The sequence below is a fragment of the Nocardioides sp. dk884 genome (genome assembly GCF_009557055.1).
Lineage (GTDB): Bacteria > Actinomycetota > Actinomycetes > Propionibacteriales > Nocardioidaceae > Nocardioides.
The window spans coordinates 1,972,730-1,986,814 of record NZ_CP045649.1; the positions used below are offsets into that span (position 1 = coordinate 1,972,730).

Consider the following 14,085-nt stretch of genomic DNA (forward strand, 5'->3'; position numbering starts at 1 on the left):
GTCCCGTCGCACTTGGGCCGGATGCCCCCGCCGGCGGGGTGCGGGCGGGGTGCCTAGTCGTCGGGCGGATGCGCGGTGACGAGCCGGGTCTCGCCGCGGTGTTTGACGAGGTGGAGACCGTGGGGTGATCGCCAGAGGTACGTCGCCGCGTCGGTCTTGTCGTAGGTCCAGGCGGTGTGGGTCTTCGCGCGGTGATGGCGTCGGCAGAGCGGGGCGAGGTTGCAGCTGCAGGTCGGGCCGCCGGTCGATCCCGTGCCGTGGGCGACGACGTGGTCGGTGTCGCAGCGCCGGGCGGTTCGCTCACACCACGGGAAGGCGCAGACCTGTTGGATGAGACGGGTCTGCTCGGCCAGCTTGTCCGGGACGGCGTAGGCGTCGGTGTGGTGATGGTCGTCCAGATCGATGACCGGCTTGATGACCACCTGGGCGTCACCGCTGCACCACTCGCGGACCTGTTCGGTCGACACGACGGATCGGGTCTCCTCGACGTGTGCGATCCCGGCCTCGTCACGGGAGATCGCAGCGTGGGAGAGGTGCACGTGGATCACGACCCGGCGAGGCTTCACCACGGATGCGGCGCCGTCGCCGGCCTCTGCTCGGAGGTCCAGCGTCAGTTGCCGTCGGGCGAGCTCACCGGCGGCCATCGAGCGGCGCACGTCCAATGACTCGGTGGAGCCAAGGGCGGAGAGTTCCTCCGCGCCCTGGCGGATCGCAGTGTCGAGGTCGAGCGCGTCGGCGAGGTCGAGGACACCCTCCACGTGCACGGTGCCGTCGTGGGTCGCCTCGCGGGTGTGCACGTCGAAGCGGCGACTATCGGCGGCCTCGCGGCGCTGCTTCTCCGCACCCTCGGGGTCGAACATGACGCGGGCCTGGTCGACGAGTCGCTCGATACCGGCCCAGCTGATCTGGCCGACGACGGCGGCGAGCTGGCGGTCCACGAACTCCGCCCCGTCGAGGGGCAGGGTGGTGGTCAGCTGAGCGAGCCGCCGGGCCTTCCACAGCGGGACCTTGCCGGCGCGGACCAGCTTCCAGGTGCGCTTGAGGCGGTGCGCGAGCTCCAGCGCGTCACCGACCAGGGAACGGGCGGAGTCGGTGGACATGCCGATCGCGGCGCCGAACTCCATCGGCGCGAACTCCGCCACCAGCGGCGCCCCCTCCCCGGCGAGCGGGACGGCGAGCTCGCCGAAGACCAGCCCGGTGGTCGGCGCCTCGGCGACCGACTCCTCGGGATGCATCGCCGCCCACACCAGAGCGGCCTCCAGGACGTCGATCTCCGCCCGCTGGGCCGCAGCCCGACGACGCTGCGCGAACGCCAGCACGGCGGCTGGGGTGTCGCACTCGGGGAGCTCGGGGTCGGCCATGCCTCATTCTACTCGAACGCACGTTCGATCAAAAGGGTTGCAAGGAGAACAAAGGTAAAGAGTTCGAGCGCCCGGTCTCGACAAGCTCGACAGGGCGCCGGCTCGACCATTGGCGTCAGGTCGACCGCCGGCACCCCGCCTCCGTGGCGGCGCGATTCGCCGGTGACGGGGTCAGTCGGGTCGGTCGGAGTCGGTGCGGAGTCGGTGCCAGGGGAGCGTGGCCACGCCCCTGGGCGCCCAGTCGCACCACGCGGCTGGGCGCCACGACTAGACCAGAGGACTCAGCGCGCCGGGCGCCGTCGCTTGGCGACCTGCTCCTGCACCTTGGAGGTGGCGCTGCGCAGGCGCGCCTGGTTCTGCGGCTTGCGCGCTTCGTCGTAGACCCTCTTGGCAACTGCGAGGCTGGCGACCTTCTTGAAGATTCCCATGGGGGAGCGGTACCCACTTGTGGTGACGTTTCGGCGCGCTCGCGCGGTGGGATGGTGAGGGCCGTCGCCCGACCCGCAACCGCGGCTCCTCGGCAGCGACGACCTAGAGGAGTGAATGTGAAGCGATTCGGGATCCTGGCCGCCGCGGCCGTGCTCGGCACGAGCCTGCTGAGCGGGTGCGGGGGCGGGGGCGACGACTACTGCGACACCCTGAGCAGCATGCGCGACGACGTGACGTCGCTCGACCCTAGCGGGGCAGGGGGCTTCGAGGACCTCCGTGAGGTCACGGACGACCTCGCCGACGCCGCTCCCGACGAGGTGGCCGACGACTGGGAGGCCATCGGCAAGGCCTTCGAGGACCTCGAGTCCACGATGGACGACGCCGGGGTGAGCATGGAGGACTTCGAGGAGGCGGGCGAGAACGGCGAGTCGCCCGAGGGCGTCTCGGAGGAGGACCTGATGGCCATCAGCGACGGGTTCACCGACGTCGGCGACACGTTCAGCGAGTCCGGCGACGCGATCACCGAGCACGCCAAGGAGAGCTGCGACATCGACCTCAACGAGTCCTGAGGCAGGTCCTAGGACGATGAGGTGTGCGGCCGGGCCGCTCGGGCGGTGCCGGCCGTACACTGAACGCTCGCATTCGGCCCTGGATCTGCAAAGGACCCCAAGCACCACCCATGGACGGCTCTCAAAGTAGCTGGCTCTCCCACCGCGGAGAGCCCACATGACGACCTCACTCATCCTGCTGGTGGGCGCGCTGCTGCTCATCGCTGCCTGCGGCGTGTTCGTGGCCGCCGAGTTCGCCCTCGTCGCGGTCGACCGCAACAAGGTCGACCAGGCCGTGGCCGACGGCGACGCCCGTGCGGGCGGCGTCCAGGTGGCCCTGCGCCAGCTCTCGACCCAGCTCTCCGGGGCCCAGGTGGGCATCACCGTCACCAACCTCGGCATCGGCTTCCTCGCCGAGCCGGCGATCGCGGACCTGATCCGCGAGCCGCTGGCCGACCTCGGTACGCCGGCCGGCGCGGTGACCCCTCTCGCGCTGACCATCGGCCTCGTGCTCAGCACGATCCTGACGATGATCTTCGGCGAGCTGGTGCCCAAGAATCTCGCGATCGCCCGCCCGCTGGAGACCGCACGGGCCACCCAGGCCCCGATGCGCATGTTCACCGCGCTCAACAAGCTCCCGATCCGGGTGCTCAACAACTCCGCCAACGCGCTCGTGCGCCGTCTCGGTGTCGAGCCGCAGGAGGAGCTGCGCTCGGCGCGGTCCTCCTCCGAGCTGGCCTCGCTCATCCAGCGCTCGGCCGACGAGGGCACCCTCGACGCCGACACCGCCGAGCTGATGGAGCGCTCGGTGGAGTTCGGCACCCGCACCGCGGGGGAGATCATGACCCCGCGGGTGCGCACCCACAGCCTCGAGGTCAACGACCGCGCGAGCGCCGTCATCGAGCTGGCCCGCCAGACCGGGCACTCCCGCTTCCCGGTGCTCGACGCCGAGGACGCCGTGGTCGGCACGGTCCACGTCAAGCACGCGGTCGCCGTACCCCTGCACGAGCGGCCCACGACCCGGGTCAAGCACCTGATGGTGCGCCCGGTCGTGGTGCCCGACTCGCTGCGCCTCGACCCGCTGCTCGCGCTGCTGCGCCAGGACGGGTTCCAGATGGCCGTCGTCCTCGACGAGTACGGCGGGCACGCGGGCATCGTCACCCTCGAGGACGTCATCGAGGAGATCGTCGGGGACATCTCCGACGAGCACGACCGGCTCGGCGCGCGAGCCCGTCAGCGGCACGACGGCAGCTGGATCGTCTCCGGCCTGCTGCGCCCCGACGAGGTGGAGGACATCACCGGGATCGTGCTCCCGCAGGCGGAGGACTACGACACGGTGGCCGGCCTGGTGCTCAAGGTGCTCGGCCGGGTGCCCTCCCGCGGGGACGTGGCCGAGGTGCCCGTCCCGGTCCGCACCGATGACGAGGAGACCCGCGAGCAGCTCGCGCTGCTCACCGTGGAACACATGGACGGGCTGCGCATCGACCGGCTGACCATGCGGCTGCTCGACGGCGAGCCCACCGCGCAGCCGACCGGCCGGCACGCCGACCGCACCGGCTCGAGCAAGGAGGGCCAGCGATGAGCGACTGGGCAGCCGTCGTCCTGACAGTGGTCCTGCTGGGCCTCAACGCCTTCTTCGTCGGCGCGGAGTTCGCGCTGGTCTCCGCGCGCCGCAGCCAGATCGAGCCCCGCGCCCGCGAGGGCTCCCGCGTCGCGCGGACCACCCTGCGCGCGATGGAGAACGTCTCGCTGATGATGGCCGGCGCCCAGCTCGGCATCACCGTGTGCTCGGTGCTGCTCGGCGCCGTCGGCGAGCCCGCCGTCGCGCACCTGCTCGAGCCCGGCTTCGACGCGCTCGGCGTCCCCCACGACCTGGTGCACCCGATCGCCTTCGTGATCGCGCTGGGCATCGTGGTCGCCCTGCACGTGGTGCTCGGCGAGATGGTGCCGAAGAACATCGCGATCGCGGGCCCGGACCGGGCCGCGCTGGTGCTCGGCCCGCCGCTGCTCGGCATCGTCACCGTCCTCAAGCCGGTCATCGTCGTGCTCAATGCCATGGCCAACGCCGTGCTGCGGCTGATGCGGGTGGAGCCCAAGGACGAGATCAGCTCCAGCTTCACCCGCGAGGAGGTCGCCGCGCTGGTCGAGGAGTCACACGGCGAGGGCATGATCGAGGCCGACGAGTACGACCGGCTCGCCGGCGCCCTCGGCTTCACGGAGAAGACCGTGCGGGCCGTGCTGATGCCGGCCGACACGCTGAGCACCGTGCGCCGCGGGTCCACGGCCGCCGACGTGGAGGCGCTCTGCGCGGCGACCGGCTTCAGCCGCTTCCCCGTGGAGTCCGACACCGGCGAGCTGATGGGCTACCTGCACATCAAGGACGTGCTGGAGCCCGACGAGGAGCGGCGGCTGCGCCCGGTCGAGGACAAGTGGATCCGCCCGTTCGCCCCGGTCACCCCCGACGACCTGCTCCACGACGCCCTCGAGCAGCTCCAGCGCCGCGGCGCCCACATGGCGCGCGTCGTCGACGCGACCGGGCAGACCGTCGGCCTGGCGACCCTCGAGGACGTCATCGAGGAGCTGATCGGCGAGATCCGCGACGCGGTGCACTCCGACGAGACGGTCTGAGGCCGCGGGCGCCCGCCTTCCGCGCGGGCGTCCGCGGGCCCTCGCAGCCCTGCCGATAGGGTGAGGGGGTACCCCCGGCAGCAGCGACGAGGATCAGGTCTTACGTGGCGGAAGAGACGACGCGGGTCCACCAGGTGTGGACGCTGCCCAACGTGCTCAGCATGCTCCGCCTGGCCGGCGTCCCCGTGTTCTTGTGGCTCGTGCTCGGGCCCGAGGCCGACGGCTGGGCGCTCGCGCTGCTGATGGTCTCGGGCGTCACCGACTTCGCCGACGGCTGGCTCGCGCGCCGGCTGAACCAGACCACGGTGCTCGGCCAGCTGCTCGACCCGATCGCCGACCGCCTCTACATCCTCGCCGTGGTCGTCGGCCTGGCGATGCGCGACATCATCCCGTGGTGGGTGGCGGTCCTGCTCCCGCTGCGCGACCTCCTGCTATGGGGGCTGGTGCCGCTGCTGCGCACCCGCGGCTACAGCGCGCTGCCGGTGCACTTCCTCGGCAAGGCGGCGACCTTCAACCTCCTCTACGCCTTCCCGCTGCTCCTGCTCGGCGACGGCGACGGCGTGGTCGCGGAGCTCGCGCAGGTGTTCGGCTGGGCGTTCGCCTTCTGGGGCATCGGGCTGTACTGGTGGGCCGGGCTCCTCTACGCCTGGCAGGTGCGGACCCTGTTGCGCACCACCGAGCGTCGTACGGCGGTGGGCGATGGCTGAGGAGCCGCGGCGCGACCCCGAGCCGCGGTCGGCCCCCCGACCGCCGGCGCGGGTCACGCTGCCCCTCCTCACGCTGATCACCCAGCAGTCCCTCGACGAGGACTACGTGCTGGCCGCCGAGCGCCGCGTGCTCAGCGGCAACCCGCCGCCCCGGCGCCGCCCGCAGCTGATCGCGGTCGCGGTCATCACCGTCTTCGGCATCCTGGTGACCACCGCGGCGGTGCAGACCTCGCGCAACGCCGACATCGACGACGCCAGCCACAACACCCTGGTCGCCCGCATCGAGAACCAGCGCGACCAGCTCTCCTCGCTGCAGGAGCAGGCCGCCTCCGTGCGTGCGGAGAACAACGAGCTCGAGGAGGAGCTGACCGCAGTCAGCGCCGACCTGCAGTCGAGCACCGCGGCGCTGCGCCGCCTGCAGGCGCGCACCGGGTTCGTGCAGGTCGTCGGTCCGGGGGTGCGTCTGGTCGCGAACGACTCGCAGAGCGCCGTCGAGCGCATCCGCAAGGACGACCTGTTCCTTCTCATCAACGCGCTGTGGGCCGCGGGAGCCGAGGCGATCACCCTCAACGGACGTCGGCTGAGCGTCCTGACCTCGATCAACAACTCCGGCGGCGCGATCAACGTCGACCTCAGCCCGATCCGCGCGCCCTACACCCTGCAGGCCATCGGGGACCCGCGTACGCTCCAGGCGAACGTGGTCGAGAGCTCGACGTTCGACCAGTTCACCGTCTTGATGTCGCAGTACGGATTCACCCTCGAGATGGAGGACGTCGAGTCGATGACCCTCCCGGCGGCACCCGCCAAACGACTGGTCGCGGCCGACGGGGCCGGGTCCACTGAACGTCCGAACCGCAAGGACGAGGAGAACTCATCGTGATTGCCGCCCTCGGCCTCTTCGTCGGCATCGTCTTGGGCCTCGCCCTGGAACCGGACGTCCCGCTGGCGCTGGAGCCCTACCTGCCGATCGCGGTCGTGGCCGCGCTCGACGCCGTCTTCGGCGGACTGCGCGCCTATCTTGACGGGATCTTCGACGACAAGGTCTTCGTCGTGTCGTTCCTGAGCAACGTGGTGATCGCCGCCGGCATCGTCTACCTCGGCGACAAGCTCGGCGTCGGCGGACAGCTGTCCACCGGCGTCATCGTCGTGCTCGGCATCCGCATCTTCTCCAACGTCGCGGCGATCCGCCGCCACCTGTTCCATGCCTGAGCGCCCGCAGCCCGCCGAGCCGGCCGGGGCCCCGTCGCGTCCGGCGCCGCCGCCGGCGCAGGAGGAGGGGCCCCCGAGCGGGCGCCAGCGGCTGCGCAGTGCGCTGGTGCGCCCCTCCCGGGCGCAGACGGTGGTCGCCATCCTGCTGGCGCTGCTCGCGTTCGCGACCGTCACCCAGGTGCGGCAGAACGAGGTCGAGGACTCCTTCGCGGGCTATCGCGAGCAGGACCTCATCGACGTCCTCAACGGCCTCTCGAGCACCAGCCAGCGCGCCGAGGCGGAGATCGAGCGCCTCGAGGAGACCCGCGCCGAGCTGCTGTCGGACACCACCAGCCGGACCACCGCCCTGGAGCAGGCCCAGCAGGAGTCCGAGACCCTCGCGATCCTCGCCGGGCTCGTGCCGGTCACCGGGCCCGGCCTGCGGATCACGATCAGCGAGGACGACGGCTCCGTGCGCGCCAGCGACCTGGTCGACATGGTCCAGGAGCTGCGCACCGCGGGTGCCGAGGCGATGCAGGTCAACGGCCAGGTGCGCCTGGTCGCGCAGAGCTACTTCGCCGACGCCCCGGGCGGCATGAGCATCGACAACGAGGTGGTCACCGCGCCGTACGTCTTCGACGTGATCGGCGATCCCGACAACCTCACCAACGCGCTCACCTTCTACGACGGCCCGCGCGACAACGTCGAGCGCTCCGGGGGCTCGATGACCATCGAGGAGCGTTCCTCGCTCGACATCGAGGCCGTTCGCCGACCCGTGGAACCGGAGTACGCGCAGCCGGCGCCCGAGCAGTAGCCTCACAGCACCGCAGCCCCATCGTCTTCCGACTTCGTCATCCGACGCGAGGAGCCCTTGTGTATCCCGACGACCTGACCTACACCAGCGAGCACGAGTGGGTGCGCCGCCCCGGCGAGCACGACGGCTCGGTCCGTGTCGGCGTCACCCACTTCGCCCAGGACGCGCTCGGCGACATCGTCTATGCCTCCCTTCCCGCGATCGGCGAGATCGTGACCGCGGGGACGCCGTGCGGGGAGCTGGAGTCGACCAAGTCGGTCAGCGACATCTACGCGCCCGTCAGCGGCGAGGTGGTGGCCCGCAACGAGGCGCTCGACGCCACCCCCGAGCTGGTCAACAGCGACCCGTACGCCGGTGGCTGGCTCTTCGAGGTGGTGCCCTCGGACCCGGCCCAGCTCGACGAGCTGATGGACGCCACGTCGTACGCCGACTCCCTCGAGAGCTGACCGGCGGGGCCGGGTGCCCGCGGCCGGACGTTCCGGCTTGAACCGCCCGACCCGACTGGTAGGTTCTGACAACCGTCAACCTCGACCCGTCCTTGAGGGTTGAGGGACCACGACCCCGGAGGATGACCGAATGCCGTTCTGCACCGCGTGTGGCAGGCAGAATCCCGACGACGCCCGCTTCTGCGCCCAGTGCGGAACCCGCCTGGTGAGTGTCGAGGCGCCGAGCCCCGAGTCCGCCGGCGAGTCGACGGCGACGATCCAGCTCGGGGTGCCGGCGGAGAAGTCCGAGACGTCCGATCGCCAGCTGGACCCGGTGGACGCGGCCGCCGTCGACGCGCTGCCCGCCGGTCACGCCCTGCTCGTCGTGCAGCGGGGCCCCGGCTCCGGGAGCCGGTTCCTGCTCGACACCGACGTGGTGAAGGCCGGGCGGCACCCCGACAGCGAGATCTTCCTCGACGACGTCACCGTCTCGCGCCGGCACGCGGAGTTCACCCGCGACGGCGACACCTTCACCGTCGCCGACGTCGGCAGCCTCAACGGCACCTACGTCAACCGCGACCGCATCGACCACGTCCGGCTGAGCGACGGCGACGAGGTCCAGATCGGCAAGTACCGGCTGGTCTTCTTCTCCGGGCACGAGAGCGCCTGACGCCTTGGCGGCCACGGCTCCCGGAGGTGCCGCGGGCGCAGCGCCGGCCCGGATGAACATCGGGCAGGTGCTCGACCTGCTGCGCCCCGACTTCCCCGGCGTCACGATCCCGAAGATCCGCTTCCTCGAGGACAAGGGGCTGATCAAGCCCGAGCGGACGCCGGCCGGCTACCGCAAGTTCTCCCACGAGGACGTCGAGCGGCTGCGCTACGTGCTGCGGATGCAGCGCGACCACTACCTGCCGCTCAAGGTGATCGGTGAGCACCTCGACGCCCTGGACCGCGGCCTCGAGCCGCCGCCGATCGACCCGGTCGTCCCCACGGTGCCCGACGTCGCCCTGGCCCCCGACGGCCTGCCGAGCCCGGAGTCCTTCGCCCGCCGCGACGACGTACGCCTCTCGCGCCTGGAGCTCATCAAGATCGCCGGGATCACCGAGGAGCTGCTCGAGGAGCTGGAGCAGTACGGCCTGGTCGGCCGGCGCCCCGGCTCGCGGCACTACGACACCGACTGCCTGGTGGTGGCCCGCACCGCCCGCGAGCTGGCCGACTTCGGCCTGGAGCCGCGGCACCTGCGTGCCTTCAAGAACGCCGCGGACCGCGAGGTCGGGCTGGTCGAGCAGGTCGTGGCCCCGCACCGCCGCGCCCACGACGCGGCCGCGCGGGCCCGCGCCGACGAGGCCGCCTCGGAGATCGCGGCGCTGGCGGTGCGCCTGCACGCCACGCTCGTCAAGCGCGCCCTGCGCTCGCGCTAGTCCCGGCACCTCGAGACCAGACGTCCGCGCCCAGCGGGTGGCACGCGTACCCATCACCTGCGGAGTAGGCTGAAGTCGTGCGCGAAGTCGATGTCATGGGTGTCCGGGTCGAGATGCCGTCGAACCAGCCGATCGTGCTGCTGCGCGAGGTGTCGGGGGAGCGGTACCTGCCCATCTGGATCGGTGCGGTCGAGGCGACAGCGATCGCCTTCGCCCAGCAGGGCGTCGTCCCGCCGCGTCCGCTGACCCACGACCTGCTCAAGGACGTGCTGGACGCGACCGGCAACGAGCTGAGCGAGGTGCGCATCACCGAGGTGCGCGACGGGGTCTTCTTCGCGACCCTGGTCTTCAGCTCCGGGGTCGAGGTGAGCGCGCGACCGTCCGACTCGATCGCGCTCGCGCTGCGCACCGGCACCCGGATCCTGTGCTCCGAGGGCGTCCTCGACGAGGCCGGTCTCGCGGTCCCGGCGGAGCAGGAGGACGAGGTCGAGAAGTTCCGCGAGTTCCTCGACCACGTCACGCCCGAGGACTTCGACGCCCACGAGGGCTGATGAGAATGCTCACCCTCAAGCGAAGGTTGAGGGTGAGCGACACGCCGCCGACCTCGTTGACCGGCCCTGCCCGTGGCCGTACCTTGAACTGTCTCTGTTGTAACTCCACCGTTGTCGTCGTGCCCGCAGGACGACAGCACCTTCCCCTGGCAGTTACGCACAACGGAGTAGACCCACGGAGGACCGTGTGAACGAGCATGAACAGGAGATGAGCCCCGATGTCGCGCGGGCGGCCGAAGCCGCCGGCGAGCAGGGGCTCCTCTTCAACGACGACGTCTCGACCCTGCCCAGTGACACCGGCTACCGCGGCCCCACTGCATGCAGCGCCGCCGGGATCACCTACCGGCAGCTTGACTACTGGGCCCGCACGGGCCTGGTCGAGCCGACCGTCCGAGGCGCCAGCGGCTCCGGCACGCAGCGGCTCTACTCCTTTCGCGACATCCTGCTGCTGAAGGTCATCAAGCGCCTTCTCGACGCAGGCATCTCGCTGCAGCAGATCCGCAGCGCGGTGCACCACCTGCGCGAGCGCGGCACCGACGACCTCACCCGCGTCACGCTGATGAGCGACGGTGCCTCGGTCTATGAGTGCACGAGCAACGACGAGGTCATCGACCTGCTCCAGGGCGGTCAGGGTGTGTTCGGCATCGCGATCGGCGGTGTCTGGCGTGAGATCGAGGGCACCCTCGCCGAGCTGCCGAGCGAGCGGACCTCCGACGACTCGGCTCCCTCGGCCGGCGACGAGCTCGCCGCCCGTCGGGCCAAGCGGATCGTCTGACCCGACCTGCACGCTCCTCCGAGACGCCCCCGCAACCATCCGGTTGCGGGGGCGTTCCGCTGTCCGGACACACCGGGCGTGGCCGCAGGGGCTGCTAGATTGGCCGCGCTGACGAACCCGCACGGGAGAGTCTTCGCGGCGGGTCCTCACCGATCCGCTGGCGAGCGCCGAAGGGGCAATTCCTCCCCGGAACCTCTCAGGCACCCGGACCGTGCGAACCAGGCGACTCTGGAGCGGCGACCCCCGGCGACGAGGCCGGACGGACGCGGTGACAGAGGGGGAGGCGACCCGATCATCTCGATCCGAGGAGCCCTTCGTGAGCGCCGCCGTCCCGTCCCACCCCGACCTGCCCGAGCTCGACGGGGCGCTGCCCTTCGTCGACCGTCACGTGGGGCTCTCGACCGACGCGGTCGCGACCATGCTGGCCCGCGTCGGGCACTCCTCGCTGGAGGAGCTGATGGACGCCGCCGTGCCCGGCGCGATCCGCAGCGGCGCCGCGCTGGACCTGCCGCCGGCGCTCTCCGAGCACGAGGTCGCGCGCGAGCTGCGCGAGCTCGCCGCGGCCAACGCCCCCGGCGAGGCGATGATCGGGCTGGGCTACCACGCCACGATCACCCCGCCGGTGATCCGGCGCAACGTGCTGGAGGACCCCAGCTGGTACACCGCCTACACGCCGTACCAGCCGGAGATCTCCCAGGGCCGGCTCGAGGCGCTGCTGAACTTCCAGACCATGGTCGGCGACCTCACCGGCCTGCCGACCGCCAACGCCTCGCTGCTCGACGAGGGCACCGCGGCCGCCGAGGCGATGACCCTGGTACGCCGCGCGAACCGCACGGCGTCCGGTCCGTTCGTCGTCGATGCCGACGCGCTCCCGCAGACCATCGAGGTGGTGCGCACCCGCGCGGAGGCGATGGGCATCGAGGTGGTCCTTGCCGACCTGACCGATGGTCTGCCGGGCGACCTGGAGCAGGTGTGCGGCGTGCTCGTGCAGTACCCGGGTGCCTCCGGCCGGGTCCTCGACCCGCGTCCGGCGATCGAGGCCGCCCACGAGCGCGGCGGGCTGGCCGTGGTCGCCGCCGACCTGCTCGCGCTGACCCTGCTGGAGTCGCCCGGCGCGCTGGGCGCCGACGTCGCGGTCGGCACCACCCAGCGCTTCGGCGTCCCGCTCTTCCACGGCGGACCGCACGCCGGCTATATGGCCGTGCGCGCCGGGCTGGAGCGGCACCTGCCCGGCCGCCTGGTCGGGGTGTCCATCGATGCCGAGGGGCGCCCGGCGTACCGGCTGGCGTTGCAGACCCGTGAGCAGCACATCCGCCGTGACAAGGCCACCTCCAACATCTGCACCGCGCAGGTGCTGCTGGCCGTCGTCGCCTCGATGTACGCCGTCTACCACGGCCCCGAGGGGCTGCGCGGGATCGCGCGGCACACCCACACGATGGCGACGCGCGCCGCGGCCTCGCTGGCCGCCGCGGGGCTGGCGATCACCGCCGAGACGTTCTTCGACACCTTCGGAGTGGTGGTGCCCGGGCGCGCGGCGGAGGTCGTGGCCGCCGCACGGGCCGAGGGCCTCCAGCTGCGGCTGGTCGACGCCGACACCGTCGGGCTGTCCTTCTCCGAGGTGAGCGGGGAGGAGACGCTGCGGGCGCTGCACGCGGCGTTCGGCGTCGCGCCGCAGGAGGTCGAGCCGGAGGCGGCCCTGCCCGCCGGCCTGGCCCGCACCACGGCGTACCTCACCCACGAGGTGTTCTCCGCGCACCGCAGCGAGACCCAGATGCTGCGTTACCTGCGCCGGCTCTCCGCGCGCGACTACGCGCTGGACCGGGGGATGATCCCGCTCGGCTCGTGCACGATGAAGCTCAACGCGACCACCGAGATGGAGCCGGTCTCGCTGCCCGGCTTCGCCGACCTGCACCCGTTCGTGCCGGTCGAGGACGCCGCGGGCTACCACCGCCTGGTCGCCGACCTGGAGGGCTGGCTGGCCGAGGTGACCGGTTATGACCGGGTGTCGGTGCAGCCCAACGCGGGGTCCCAGGGCGAGCTCGCCGGGCTGCTGGCGATCCGCGGCTACCACCGGGCCAACGGCCAGGAGGCGCGTGACGTGTGCCTGATCCCGTCCTCGGCGCACGGCACCAACGCCGCGTCGGCGGTGATGGCGGGGATGCGTGTGGTCGTGGTCAAGGCCGGCGAGGACGGCGCGGTCGACCTCGACGACCTGCGCGCGCAGTGCGAGAAGCACGCCGACGACCTCGCCGCGATCATGGTCACCTACCCCTCGACGCACGGCGCCTACGAGGACACCGTCACCGAGCTGTGCGAGATCGTGCACGCGCACGGCGGGCAGGTCTACATCGACGGCGCCAACTTCAACGCGTTGCTCGGCTATGCCAAGCCCGGGGAGTTCGGCGGCGACGTCTCCCACCTCAACCTGCACAAGACCTTCTGCATCCCGCACGGCGGCGGCGGTCCCGGGGTCGGGCCGGTGGCGCTGCGCGCCCACCTGGCGCCGTACCTGCCCTCGCACGGCATGCACCCCGACCCCGAGCGCCGTGACGGCATCGGCGCGATCAGCGCGGCGCCGTACGGATCGGCAGGGATCCTGCCGATCTCGTGGGCCTACGTGCGCCTGATGGGCGCCGAGGGGCTCACCCGGGCGACGGCGTCGGCGGTGCTGGCGGCGAACTACGTGGCGGCCCGGCTCGACGAGCACTTCCCGGTGCTCTACCGCGGCCACAACGGGCTGGTGGCCCACGAGTGCATCCTCGACCTGCGGCCGCTGACCAAGGCGACCGGCGTGACCGTCGACGACGTCGCGAAGCGGCTCGTCGACTACGGCTTCCACGCCCCGACGATGTCGTTCCCGGTGGCGGGCACGCTGATGGTCGAGCCGACCGAGTCCGAGGACCTGGCCGAGATCGACCGGTTCTGCGAGGCGATGATCGCGATCCGCGCCGAGATCGAGCGGGTCGCGGCGGGGGAGTGGAAGGTCGCCGACTCCCCGCTGCGCCACGCGCCGCACACCGCGGCGGCGGTCCTGGGCGAGTGGGACCGCTCCTACCCGCGCGAGCTCGGCGCCTTCCCGACCGGCCCGGACCCGGACAAGTACTGGCCCCCGGTCGCCCGCATCGACCAGGCGTACGGCGACCGCAACCTGGTCTGCTCCTGCCCGCCGCCGGAGGCGTTCGCGGACTGAGGGTGAGGTTTTCGCGGTAGTTCGTGACGTTAGGGACTGTGGACAAGC

General features: G+C 71.7%; 15 protein-coding genes and 1 riboswitch. Of the genes, 13 read left to right on the plus strand and 2 right to left on the minus strand.

Annotated elements, in window-relative coordinates:
• Positions 1-53: 53 nt before the first annotated feature.
• Together GFH29_RS09555 and GFH29_RS09560 are read right to left on the minus strand one after the other, a co-directional pair.
• Positions 54-1,361 carry an HNH endonuclease signature motif containing protein gene (locus GFH29_RS09555; RefSeq protein ID WP_153323128.1) on the minus strand — a complete coding sequence of 436 codons (1,308 nt, stop codon included), beginning with the start codon at positions 1,359-1,361 and terminating at the stop codon, positions 54-56.
• Between the two features lie 281 nt (positions 1,362-1,642).
• Entirely contained in the window at positions 1,643-1,789 is a 147-nt protein-coding gene (locus GFH29_RS09560; protein ID WP_153323129.1) for a hypothetical protein, read from the minus strand.
• 117 nt (positions 1,790-1,906) lie between these two features.
• Here GFH29_RS09560 and GFH29_RS09565 point away from each other — a divergent pair, with 117 nt between their 5' ends.
• The 13 genes from GFH29_RS09565 to gcvP all read left to right on the plus strand — a co-directional run bounded on the left by GFH29_RS09565 (position 1,907) and on the right by gcvP (position 14,037).
• Positions 1,907-2,359: a hypothetical protein gene (locus tag GFH29_RS09565; RefSeq protein ID WP_153323131.1), complete on the plus strand. Its 453-nt coding sequence runs from the start codon at positions 1,907-1,909 to the stop codon at positions 2,357-2,359.
• 157 nt (positions 2,360-2,516) lie between these two features.
• On the plus strand, positions 2,517-3,920 hold the full coding sequence (locus GFH29_RS09570) for a hemolysin family protein (protein WP_153323133.1): 1,404 nt from the start codon (positions 2,517-2,519) through the stop codon (positions 3,918-3,920).
• Positions 3,917-4,966, plus strand: coding sequence for a hemolysin family protein (locus GFH29_RS09575; protein ID WP_153323135.1), 1,050 nt, complete (start codon positions 3,917-3,919; stop codon positions 4,964-4,966). Before GFH29_RS09570 ends, GFH29_RS09575 begins: the two co-directional genes overlap by 4 nt.
• 161 nt (positions 4,967-5,127) lie before the next feature.
• Positions 5,128-5,673: a CDP-alcohol phosphatidyltransferase family protein gene (locus tag GFH29_RS09580; protein ID WP_153337298.1), complete on the plus strand. Its 546-nt coding sequence runs from the start codon at positions 5,128-5,130 to the stop codon at positions 5,671-5,673.
• A complete protein-coding gene (locus tag GFH29_RS09585; RefSeq protein ID WP_153323138.1) occupies positions 5,666-6,553 on the plus strand; it encodes a DUF881 domain-containing protein in 888 nt (295 codons plus the stop codon). The genes GFH29_RS09580 and GFH29_RS09585 overlap by 8 nt, the downstream gene beginning before the upstream one ends.
• On the plus strand, positions 6,550-6,882 hold the full coding sequence (locus tag GFH29_RS09590) for a small basic family protein (RefSeq protein WP_153323140.1): 333 nt from the start codon (positions 6,550-6,552) through the stop codon (positions 6,880-6,882). The genes GFH29_RS09585 and GFH29_RS09590 overlap by 4 nt, the downstream gene beginning before the upstream one ends.
• On the plus strand, positions 6,875-7,675 hold the full coding sequence (locus GFH29_RS09595; RefSeq protein ID WP_153323142.1) for a DUF881 domain-containing protein: 801 nt from the start codon (positions 6,875-6,877) through the stop codon (positions 7,673-7,675). The genes GFH29_RS09590 and GFH29_RS09595 overlap by 8 nt, the downstream gene beginning before the upstream one ends.
• Positions 7,676-7,734: 59 nt before the next feature.
• On the plus strand, positions 7,735-8,121 hold the full coding sequence (gene gcvH / locus GFH29_RS09600; protein ID WP_153323144.1) for a glycine cleavage system protein GcvH: 387 nt from the start codon (positions 7,735-7,737) through the stop codon (positions 8,119-8,121).
• 130 nt (positions 8,122-8,251) lie between these two features.
• Positions 8,252-8,770 carry an FHA domain-containing protein gene (locus GFH29_RS09605; protein ID WP_153323145.1) on the plus strand — a complete coding sequence of 173 codons (519 nt, stop codon included), beginning with the start codon at positions 8,252-8,254 and terminating at the stop codon, positions 8,768-8,770.
• Between the two features lie 52 nt (positions 8,771-8,822).
• A complete protein-coding gene (locus GFH29_RS09610) occupies positions 8,823-9,521 on the plus strand; it encodes a MerR family transcriptional regulator (protein WP_153323147.1) in 699 nt (232 codons plus the stop codon).
• Positions 9,522-9,598: 77 nt separating this feature from the next.
• Entirely contained in the window at positions 9,599-10,072 is a 474-nt protein-coding gene (locus tag GFH29_RS09615) for a bifunctional nuclease family protein (RefSeq protein WP_153323149.1), read from the plus strand.
• A gap of 208 nt (positions 10,073-10,280) precedes the next feature.
• The gene (locus tag GFH29_RS09620; RefSeq protein WP_153323151.1) at positions 10,281-10,847 is read left to right on the plus strand and encodes a MerR family transcriptional regulator; all 567 of its coding nucleotides are present in this window, start codon (positions 10,281-10,283) and stop codon (positions 10,845-10,847) included.
• Between the two features lie 112 nt (positions 10,848-10,959).
• A riboswitch (glycine riboswitch) is annotated at positions 10,960-11,069 on the plus strand.
• 196 nt (positions 11,070-11,265) lie between these two features.
• Positions 11,266-14,037 (plus strand): aminomethyl-transferring glycine dehydrogenase, encoded by a 2,772-nt coding sequence (gene gcvP / locus GFH29_RS09625; protein WP_416224766.1) that lies wholly within the window; start codon positions 11,266-11,268, stop codon positions 14,035-14,037.
• The last annotated feature ends 48 nt before the right edge of the window (positions 14,038-14,085 follow it).